The organism is uncultured Planktosalinus sp. (assembly GCF_963973675.1).
GTDB lineage: Bacteria > Bacteroidota > Bacteroidia > Flavobacteriales > Flavobacteriaceae > Planktosalinus.
The window spans coordinates 1-9,232 of the sequence record NZ_CAXBAN010000061.1 but is presented as its reverse complement, the minus strand read 5'-3'; the positions used below and the strand labels follow the sequence as shown (position 1 = coordinate 9,232).

Genomic DNA, 9,232 nt, shown 5'->3' with positions numbered 1-9,232 from the left:
CCGAACTCAGGGACATCAACATCCAGAAAGATTCGATGCGCTTCCGAAGAAATATTGAACGCATCGGCGAACTGCTGGGCTACGAACTCAGCAAAACGCTGTCCTACCACCCTGCAAAGATTCAAACCCCTTTAGGGATTGCAGAAACCGGATTGTCCAGTGACCCTTTGGTAATTTGCTCCATTCTCAGGGCCGGTTTGCCCTTGCACCACGGGTTGCAGAACTGTTTCGACGAGGCCGAAAATGCCTTTATATCGGCTTACAGACAGCATAGCTCTGATACCGAATTTGAAATCAAAGTAGAATACCTGGCATCGCCTTCGCTGGAAGGAAAAACACTCATCCTGGCCGACCCCATGCTGGCCACCGGACGCACTTTTGTCAACGTACTGGAAGCCATCAAACATCTGGGAACCCCAAAAAAAGTACACCTCGTTTCAGTCATTGGTGCGCAGCCCGGCATTGATTACCTTATAAACGCATTACCCGAAAATTACACCCTCTGGATCGCCACCATAGACCCCGAACTGGATGCTCACGGCTACATCGTCCCGGGACTGGGAGATGCCGGTGATTTGTGTTTTGGGAATAAAATGCAGGGCTAGGTTACTGGTGGACTGGTTTACTGGTGGACTGGTGGACTGGTGGACTGGTGGACTGGTGGACTTGTGGACTTGTGAACTTGTGAACTTGTGAACTGGGGGACTTGATTTTGTATGTACGATTTTAGAAAAAACGAACCACTCACTGCTCACTGAATCAAATCCTCCCGCGCCATTTCCCCGGCCCTAAAGGATGTGGCGCTTAAGCTGGAATTTTGTTTTATACTAAGGTTTTGTCGAATCCCGAAATCCTGAAAACATTTCCATCAATTCTATTTAGACACTGAACCTTGAACACCAATCACTGTTACTGAACATTCTTACCACTCACTGCTTACAGTCTCACTGCTCACAAACTCACTCACTCACCACTTCTTTTGTCTCCGGTTCCCCACTAAAAAACGCCTCGAGTTCTTTCATGGTTTCTGAGTTGGTATGGAGGTCCTTGACCACCAGTCCTTTTTCCAACACGACGATGCGGTTGGAAACTTCTACGGTATGCTGCAAATCGTGGCTGGAGACCAATATGGTGATTTCTTTATTTGCGGCCAGTTCTTTCAAAATGCGTTTTAAACGAATTTGTGTTGTGGGGTCGAGGTTGGCAAAGGGTTCATCGAGAATGATCACTTCCGGATTGCCAATCAGGGCCCCTACGATGCCCACCTTTTTGGAGTTTCCTTTGGAGAGGTCACGCAGGTATTTTCGTTTGTTAAGGATTTCATCATTGAAAAAATCGGTAAACCCCTCGAGAAACTGATCGACATCGGCTTTGTTCCAGCCCCGCAGTTCTCCGATAAAGTAAAAATACTCTTCGGGGGTGAGGTACCCAATCAAAAACGTTTCATCAATAAAGGCTGAGGTATACGATTTCCAATTCTCACTACTGCTGATTTGTGTGCCCTTACTGTTGATGTGCCCGGTAGAGGATTGAATCAGGTCCAGCAACAAACTAAAAAAAGTGGTTTTACCCGCACCGTTATTTCCCACCAAACCAAAGCTCTGCCCCTTGGGAATTTCCAGTTGCGGAATGGTTAACACCGTTGTGGTTCCATAGGTCTTGCTTAATTTTTCTACTTGTATCATACTATTTTTTTTGTTTGTTTTACTCGACTTTACTTATCAATTCTTAACGTTCATTCTATTTTACCACAATGTTGCGCAGAGGTTCCACAAAGTTTCGCAAAGCGTTCATAGCCATAATCCACTATTAGTTGTTATTTGAATCTAATCTTCTCTACTCTATTTTCTCTTTTCCGGACCCATTCAAATTCTTAATTCAATAGTATTAATCCTATTTTAAACTTTCACTCCTTCCTGCCCTATGTCCCTAAAGGGATCCACACGCGATGTATTTATCTATTTTGAAATAGAACTCTCACCTAACAGCCCCATCCTTTTTACCCACTCACCACTCAATTCTCACTATATGCCGCAATCGTCTTGTATTTTTCTGACTTGTAGATTGATTCGATGATTGTGAATACTTTTTCTTTGAATGCAAACCCCAGTATGCCTGCCAGAGCTACTATCAGATAGCCCAGTTCAGGGCTGTGGGCATAATGTCCTATCGCGTAGAATAGCATGGGCAGTAACAGTTTGGGTAAGGCCAGCAACATACTCTTGATATTAAAGGCCTGTTTGTCGCCAAACACATTTTTGTTTTGTGTGAGGTCAATGGGTGTTTTTACATACGCCCCTGCCCACAGTACTACATGAGCATTGACGCCAATATTATAGATCGCTCCAACGATAATTGCCAGATAGACTTCCCATCCAAAATAGAGGTAAAACGAACTCAGTAGTGTGGTAACCGTGGTTGCCACCACCATGAGCCACCATTTGGAGTTCAGGTAGTCTCGGTAGCGAATGTTCTGACTCATCATCAGCGGGTAGTAAGCACTGTCCCAGCTGGGCACAAACTGTCCGAAAGTAAAGAGGAAGCCCCCTGTAACAAACAAGCCCGCAAAAATACGCCACACAGGTCCTTCATAAGCTTCCACCGCACCGGTAAAAAAGAGCAAGCCATAAAAAACAAACAGGAGGCTGATCAATAAGGTGGTTTTGGAACGCTTGTTCCGGCGCAACAACTTGATGTCATTTTTCAAGAAGGTTCCCATCAATCCAAAGCGGTCCAGCCAGGTAAGTTGTTCGGTTTTGGCATCCTGCTGCTTGATGGATAGCCCCGAATCCAGGTACAGGCGACTGAAAAAGAACCGATAGGTCAACCCCATTACCACCGCAAGCAGCAACAAGGGCAGCACGATTAAATAAGGCTGGTCATACAAACTCTGAAAAACAGGCCCGGCAAACAAGGTGGGGTCCAGTACTCCAAAATAATGCAAACTCACTGTCGCAATGAGTAGAGCACCCATGGTATATAGCAACCAGTCTCTGTTATTGATCAATATATTGATGAAATTATTAAAGAAAATCAAGACAAATACACTAAAGAACCACGCCAGTACATTCGTTACCTCAAATCCCTCTATCATTAGCACCACTGAAAAGGGCAGCAGGAAAAACAAGTGCAGCCAGTTGAAATACGACAAAATGGTTTTGCCCAGGGTATATTTTACAATCGTGCTTTTAGAAATGGGCAGGGTGAGCAGTTGCCGCACATTCATCACCGGCATTTTTTGCAGGAAGAACCGAATGAGCAGGTCCATCAGCAAATAATACATCAAAAACCGGTTGACGGTAGCAAAGGGTTCCAGTTCAAATTTTTCCAATATAAAATAAGCACCAAAGCCCAGTAATAAAAACATGCCTATAAAATACAAAGCTCCCAACGCCATAAACACTTTCAACACCATGTTGGCCTTGAAGGATGCCGAACGGATAAAGGACTTCCATTCCAGAAAAAAGAATTTTTTAAACATAGGTTAGGCAGTGTTTGTAATTGGTATCCATCATTTTCATTCTTTTATGCATTATCAGTATTGAAAAGGGATTGAATGTTACACTCCCTAAAAAATTAGTTCATCAGTAAGTCGTCGTATAGTTTTAAAACTTGGGGTATGACCGCTTCATCGGTATAATTTTCAAGCACATGCCGCTGGAGATTGGCAGCATCCTTAGCGCGTTCCTCCGGGTGACTGATATAATGTTCCAGAGCCTTGGCAAGGGCTTCAGGGTTGCCCGGGGGCAACACTTTACCAAAGTCCTGCACTACTTCACGGCAATAACCCACATCGGTGGTCACCACGGCCAAGCCTGAGAGGGCATATTCTAAAAGGGTCATGGGCAGGCCCTCCATATCAGAGCTCAACACCCCTATTTCAGCTTGTTGAAGTAGTTTGTATACATCTGCACGTTCCCCTAAGACTGTGACTGCTTCACTTAAAGATTCTTTAGTGATTGATTTATAAACGGCATCCGTATAGGAATCCTTCATCGTCTTCCCTACCAAAAGTAGTTTCCAATCTGATGCAGTCTTATGCACCTTTGAAAAAGCTGTGATTAGGTTTTCATGGTTTTTGGGTTTCCGTAAGTTGGCTACACAGATGATCGTGTTGGTAGTGTTGCACCTTAAATCAGCTTCTACGGGAACCACTTTTTTTGAGACAAAGTTTGGAATATAATCACTTTGTATGTTTCGCAAATGGGTTTGATGCCATTGAACCAGGTCTTTGTTAACTGCAATTACTTTGCTAAAATATTTTGAACAAAAAACCAATGTTTTGGTTGCTTGTTTCAAGCTTTGCGGCCGACTGCCATAATGATCATGCCAAATGAGTTTCACTGAAGGGTTCAGCCATTTCAGCAGCGTACCAAAAAACCAGGAAGTACTGTGTGCGTGGATGAGTTGAATGTGTTGCTGTTCAATGAGTTGTGAGGCTTTCAATAGTGCCCGCAGACCAAGGGGACCTCGTCGGTTTAAAAAGCGGTAGTGAACACCGGGTGCAATGGTTTCCTTTAAGAGGCCTTCTTCCCGGGTGGCCCATAGATGGGCTTCCACGCCTTGATTCGTCAGCGCATTGACATAGGAAACGGCCATGCGCTCGGCACCACCGGGGTTTAAGGAGTCTATGAGGTGAAGGATTTTCAAGGGTTAATTGTTTAAATTAAAAAATCATAAATAATGAAAATATCAGTTTTCACGCAAAGCAACATAAGAAATGCAAAGTACGCGAAGAAATATACAATAATTTAAAAAATTGTAATTTAGTACAATGAATGAAAATGAACTTTCATATAAAGTAATTGGAATTGCCCTAGAGCTTCATAAAAAAGTGGGTCCGGGTTTACTCGAGTCTGCCTATGAAAATGCATTAGCATATGATCTTGAGGAAGCTGGACTGGGAGTAAAACAACAAGTCCCTCTACCTTTTTATTACAAAGAAATAAAAATGGAAGTTGGTTATAGAGTTGATATTATCGTAGAAAATAAATTAATTGTGGAAATAAAATCGTTAGAAAATTTAGCTCCTGTTCATTTTTCACAATTACTCACTTATCTTAAATTATCTGAAAAAAGACTCGGCTTACTAATAAACTTTAACACCAAAATACTTAAAGATGGTATTCACAGAGTTGTAAACAATCTAAATGATGTTTAACAACCCTCTTTGCGGTCTTTTTTCTACTTATTTTGCTTTGCGTGAAAAAATCCTAACCCTCAATCAGCTGCTTAATCTTTTCCTCAAAAGCTTCCAAAGTAAACTGTTGAGACCATTGTTGCGCAGATAAAGACATTCGTTTCATTGTTTCTTTATCCGACAGCAGTTCTAACAAATGGGGCTCGTCCTCTTCCGGGTTTTTAGAAAGCAAGCGTCCCCGTTTCCCGTTCCCCAGCATTTCGGGCACACAGGACACCGTTGTTGCCATCGGTACACACCCCCAAAACATGGCCTCGGCCACTGCCTTGGGCCAGCCTTCTGATTTTGAAGGAAGGATTAAAAAGTGACCTGCTTTATAAGCCTGTTCTATAACCTCAGCAGCTTGATTGCCTTTTAAAGTTATGCTTTTTTTGAGCTTGTGTTTTTCTATATACTGTTCCAGTTTTTTGCGCTGAACCCCTTCCCCATAGAGGTCCATACAGATATCAACCCCTTTTTGTTGTAACCGGTGCACCAGTTGCAAGGCATACAAAGGGTCTTTTCCGGGGGTTAAGCCACCCACAAACAAGGCTTTGAAGGGGGGCGTGAATTCTTTTGTAATGCGTTGTTTTTTGGAGTCAGCATAGGTGGCGGTAAAAAAGGGAAGTAGGTTTTTGGATGCCTTCGGCCAGTGACCGTAAACCATTACCTGCATGTTTCGGGTGAGGAAGGTATTGTTTAAAATCCATTTTTGAAAGCGGTAACTCAGGGGTTGTTTGGCGGCAGGATCCCAGTTTCCGGCATATTTAGCTGTTTTCTTTTTTTTCGGAAAGAATACCTGCATCACACACCCCAGCAAACCCATATTCCCGGGACAACGCAGGTGGATGTGATCGGCTGCACGCATGGCTTTAAATACTTTGAAAATGATACCGGGAATTTTAAAGACAGTCTTGATTGTATTTTTAATACCTATCAAAGAAAAATCAGGGACTTGGTTTAAATGTATGTTTTCGTGATTGTAGTGAAGTTCAATTGCCTCAGGCACTTCTGGTGTTAAAGGTGCTATGATTTGAATAACATCAGCATACTTTTCCCATAGCCACATTTCTTTTATATAAGGGCCGTAAGCAAAATAAGTGTTGTTTTGCTTTTTATGAAGTGTATGGGTGATGATTAGAAGTTTCAAATGGATTTGTTTGCGGATTCTCGGGTTTACGGGTTTTACGGGTGTTCGGGTTCTCGGGTTCTCGGGTTCTCGGGTTCTCGGGTTTTGGTTAAATATACAAAAGTGAGGGTTATTTTGAGTTTTCTACTAAGCATATAAATCTATTGATTTTTTTGCCAAGGGTGTTGTATTTTTCTTTTAAATCTAAAACATCTATGAAATTTGAGGTTTTTTTTACATCTTCAACTTTGAGGTAGCTGGATGAATTACGAAATGTAAATCCCGATTACTTGTTTCCTGCTTACTCATGCGTAGGGTTCACGCAAAGCACCCAAAGAAAAAAACAAACTCCACCAGCCCACAATCCTTCCCAGAGCTTCGGTAAAAGCTGCTTTACGTTTTTTGATGGTCACTACATTGGTTAATCGTACGAAGGTCAGCAGCAGGGTAATGGCGTGCCATTTGAACCGTGCTTTCAAAGAGGGATGGGGATGGGCTACCCGCCATACATACCAGCCGTTGCGCACCACCATCTTGCCGTAAGTAAACTGATTGGGGCGGCCTGAAGGTTCATGCAAATGTTGCAAACGGGCGGCGGTGTTGACATAGAGTTTGCCTTTTTTGGAGAGTCTTAAACTAAAATCGGCATCTTCATAGAGGCCATAGCCTTCAAAATACGTGGAGAAGCTCATCATGTCAAACACTTCCCGTCGATAAGAAGCTACGCCTCCCATAATTTGCTGCACCGGATAGGTTTTTCCGCCGGGGGGTAAAAAGCCCACACTACGGCCATGCCCAAACTCCGGAAAGTGAGCCGGGGGCACATCACTATCCAGACCCAGTTTCTTACGCAACACAAACCGGCTGCCGTCTGTGCGTTTGTAGCCGTCGTAAACAAATTCATCCACGCGGGCAACATAATCAGTCGGGACAGGCACCCAGGCCACTTCATTGCTGATATAGCCTCCTACTGCCAGGGCATCAGGGTGCAGCCGGTAAGTAGCCAATAACTGCTCAAAATAGTCACTTTCCAATACGGTATCATCATCCAGAAAACAAACGATTTCACTATCGCCGGCAAGCTTTTGAATGCCAAAGTTCCGTTGGCGGGTCAGGCCACGGTCTTGCGCACTGACTTGAAAATACCTTATGTTTTCAAAAGTCATGGCTTCCAGCATTTTTTGAGTTGCATCGTCTTTAGAGCCATCCACAATAATGATTTCCTCCGGTACCCGGGACTGTACCCTTACCGATTCCAGTAAACGCCGCAAGGGCCCGGGACGTTTATAGGTGCAGATGATCAGGGAAGTGGTCATAGTGAGTGGGTAGAGGTTAGTATTTATTTGTGTCTTATTCCTAACTCCATTAACTTCTTTGCATAAAACTGTGATTTTTTAAACTGCAACAATTTAAATGGAGTCTTTAAAATTCGTAATGGCAATGTCCATTTGTTTTTTTTAAACAAGTATAAAAAGAAATATTTGTATTTGTATTCTGTTCGTTGTCTTTCAGTATAGTGTTTGTAGAATAGGTACATTATTGTAGGACTTGGTACGGGTCTTATCCATTTCACAGGGCTATCTAATTCCCAGGGTTGCTGTTTGCGTTTTTTTCCCAAAATTTTTGCCTGTGTACCCCACCAGCGATATCCTCCCGTGAGGGGTTTTAAATGCAGGTTTGCTGAGAAGGGATTGTATAAGACCGTAGCGCCCCATTTAACCAGTGACAATCCAAAATCACCATCTTCTCCATACCCTCCGTCATAATTAATATCATTCCCTTTCAACAGATTGACATAATCGCGTCTTACACAGGAATTGGCATTGCTGAAGTTACGGGTAGCTCCAACAATCCATCGTTGTTCACCCATCGCATCCAAACGTGATTTTAAATCAGTTAAGTTCTGTTTTAGGTGTTCTGCCATCACATCCAGTCCATTGCAGGCTATAGCATTATAGGTTTGTAACAAGGCGATATGGTTTTCAATGAAATCGGGTAAAATACGGATGTCATCATCGCCAAAAATGATATAGTCTCCGGTACACAAATCAATGGCTTCGTTGCGAGCCCTGCAACTTCCTTTGGTGGTTTGCCATTTAACAATCACCTTAAACGGAAACTTCTTTTGATATAAAGATTCATCCCGTTCCTTTTCCGGTGTAGCATCCACGATGACAACTTCTTTAGGCAGATACGTTTGCAGCGCAATATCCTCCATCAGTTTTAGTGTAAATTTCTGCCGAAGCATGGTTGGAATGATATAACTCACCGTCGGGTTACCCTTTATTTCTTTCAAATTCCTTGGAGTAACCACCGGATGCTTAGATGTAAAATCTGTTTGTTTACGGGCTGTAAAAAAACCCTTCCATTCGCTTAATTTCCAAAACCCTTTTCGGAACAACATATATAAACTATGGTCTGTTTTAAAGTTTCTTCGGTAAAATAAATACCTGTCCAAAGTTGAGATGTGCAGATTGGCTTTGTGTTCCTCTTTGTACAATCCTTTTACATATAAGGGTACCATTCCTGATACACGTAACCCGTTGTAACCAAAGTCAAGCGCCTGCATAAGACTGCTTCCATAAACAGGATCAAATCCGTCCAGCTGTTCCCAAACTTTTTTTCTGATTACAAAAGCGTCGGGGTTAATACGCCAGCTGACGCATTCTTCTAAATTGTCAAAATCATTCACATACCACCAAAACGTAGCTGTAAAAAAAACAATGTCCGTAAAGGCATTTTTATAGCCCTGTTCAAACGAGCTGTGCCATAGATCTCCAGGGCCTGTAGCCAGTAAATCCAATTTTGAGCAATCAGGAGTACCGGTATAAAGCATTACTTCACCGTGCTTAGTTGTATATTCCTTGAATTCCGGTTGGGCCATTATTCAGCAAGTATTTTTTTATAATAATGTAGACTGCGAC

At 42.7% G+C, this 9,232-nt stretch carries 8 protein-coding genes; 2 read left to right on the top strand and 6 right to left on the bottom strand.

Annotated elements, in window-relative coordinates:
* A partial coding sequence (gene upp / locus AACY61_RS03915) for a uracil phosphoribosyltransferase (protein ID WP_339610284.1) occupies nucleotides 1-605 on the top strand: 605 nt, incomplete at its 5' end.
* Between the two features lie 354 nt (nucleotides 606-959).
* On the opposite strand, the gene AACY61_RS03910 is transcribed toward upp, so the two are convergent.
* The 3 genes from AACY61_RS03910 to AACY61_RS03900 all read right to left on the bottom strand — a co-directional run bounded on the left by AACY61_RS03910 (nucleotide 960) and on the right by AACY61_RS03900 (nucleotide 4,650).
* Nucleotides 960-1,685 carry an ABC transporter ATP-binding protein gene (locus AACY61_RS03910; RefSeq protein ID WP_339610283.1) on the bottom strand — a complete coding sequence of 242 codons (726 nt, stop codon included), beginning with the start codon at nucleotides 1,683-1,685 and terminating at the stop codon, nucleotides 960-962.
* Nucleotides 1,686-2,014: 329 nt separating this feature from the next.
* A complete protein-coding gene (locus AACY61_RS03905) occupies nucleotides 2,015-3,481 on the bottom strand; it encodes a DUF5687 family protein (protein WP_339610282.1) in 1,467 nt (488 codons plus the stop codon).
* A gap of 95 nt (nucleotides 3,482-3,576) precedes the next feature.
* A complete protein-coding gene (locus AACY61_RS03900; RefSeq protein WP_339610281.1) occupies nucleotides 3,577-4,650 on the bottom strand; it encodes a glycosyltransferase in 1,074 nt (357 codons plus the stop codon).
* Nucleotides 4,651-4,774: 124 nt separating this feature from the next.
* On the opposite strand from AACY61_RS03900, the gene AACY61_RS03895 reads away from it, so the two are divergent.
* Nucleotides 4,775-5,161: a GxxExxY protein gene (locus AACY61_RS03895; protein WP_339610280.1), complete on the top strand. Its 387-nt coding sequence runs from the start codon at nucleotides 4,775-4,777 to the stop codon at nucleotides 5,159-5,161.
* Nucleotides 5,162-5,213: 52 nt separating this feature from the next.
* Here AACY61_RS03895 and AACY61_RS03890 read toward each other — a convergent pair whose 3' ends face one another.
* The 3 genes from AACY61_RS03890 to AACY61_RS03880 form a co-directional block, all read right to left on the bottom strand.
* Nucleotides 5,214-6,329, bottom strand: a complete 1,116-nt coding sequence (locus AACY61_RS03890; RefSeq protein WP_339610279.1) for a glycosyltransferase — start codon at nucleotides 6,327-6,329, stop codon at nucleotides 5,214-5,216.
* Nucleotides 6,330-6,613: 284 nt separating this feature from the next.
* The gene (locus tag AACY61_RS03885) at nucleotides 6,614-7,624 is read right to left on the bottom strand and encodes a glycosyltransferase (protein WP_339610278.1); all 1,011 of its coding nucleotides are present in this window, start codon (nucleotides 7,622-7,624) and stop codon (nucleotides 6,614-6,616) included.
* Nucleotides 7,625-7,647: 23 nt separating this feature from the next.
* Nucleotides 7,648-9,192: a glycosyltransferase gene (locus tag AACY61_RS03880; protein ID WP_339610277.1), complete on the bottom strand. Its 1,545-nt coding sequence runs from the start codon at nucleotides 9,190-9,192 to the stop codon at nucleotides 7,648-7,650.
* Between the last annotated feature and the right edge of the window lie 40 nt (nucleotides 9,193-9,232).